The organism is Streptomyces sp. sk2.1 (genome assembly GCF_008120935.1).
Taxonomy (GTDB): Bacteria; Actinomycetota; Actinomycetes; order Streptomycetales; family Streptomycetaceae; genus Streptomyces.
This window is the reverse complement of sequence record NZ_RDBO01000159.1, coordinates 1-694: the sequence shown is the minus strand read 5'-3', so window position 1 is coordinate 694 and position 694 is coordinate 1. Positions and strand designations below refer to the sequence as shown.

Annotated in this window: 1 protein-coding gene and 1 pseudogene; one reads left to right on the top strand and one right to left on the bottom strand. The window is 76.0% G+C overall.

The window, feature by feature from the left end; all coding sequences use genetic code 11:
- The coding region (locus EAO76_RS41805) for a DUF2892 domain-containing protein (protein WP_148841464.1) at positions 1-257 on the top strand (257 nt) is incomplete at its 5' end.
- A 205-nt stretch (positions 258-462) separates the two neighbouring features.
- On the opposite strand, the pseudogene EAO76_RS41800 reads toward EAO76_RS41805, so the two are convergent.
- Positions 463-694 (bottom strand): annotated as a pseudogene (locus EAO76_RS41800) (alpha/beta hydrolase); the annotation flags it as partial.

Sequence of the window (694 nt, the reverse complement as noted above, 5' to 3'; positions counted from 1 at the left end):
CCGCCGGGGCCCGCGCGACCTGGCCGATGGAGCGCCAGGTGCGGCTCGCCGCCGGTTCGCTCGTGGTGGCCGGGCTGCTCGCCGGGGCGCGTTTCCCGGCCGCGCGGTGGATCTCCGCCGGCGTCGGCTCCGGCCTGGTGTTCTCCGCCGTGACCAACACCTGCGGCATGGCGGCGGTCCTGTCGCGGCTGCCGCACAACCGTGCGCCGCGCGCGGCCACCGATCTGGACGCGACACTGGCCGCCCTCCAGCGCTGAACCCCGGCGCACGGTGGGGMCGACRCGGAACGGTGAGGTCGGTCACGCGGAATGGTGGGGGCCGGTCACGCGATCCGCGTGACCGGCCCCCACCTCCTCGGGCGTGTCGTGTCGTCCCCACCGTGCGCCGCGCCCGGAACAGACGCCGTCCGGGGTACTGCCCGTCGGCCGCCCGTGCACCGCCCCGGCCCGTTCCCGCCGTCGGTCAGGCTTCGCCCCGGACCATGGCGAGCAGCCGGTCCAGCACCCGCGGCCCGCCCGCGCGCAGCCCGTCGTGCTCGTACTCGTTGGTCACCCAGGTGCGCAGCCCGCGGATCGACGCCGCCGTGCGCAGCGAGTGCCCGGTGTCGACGTACATGTCGTCGTGGTAGCGACGTACATGTCGTCGTGGTAGACGGCGGCGACGACCGGCACCTGGTTGGCCGCCAGGCGCTCGG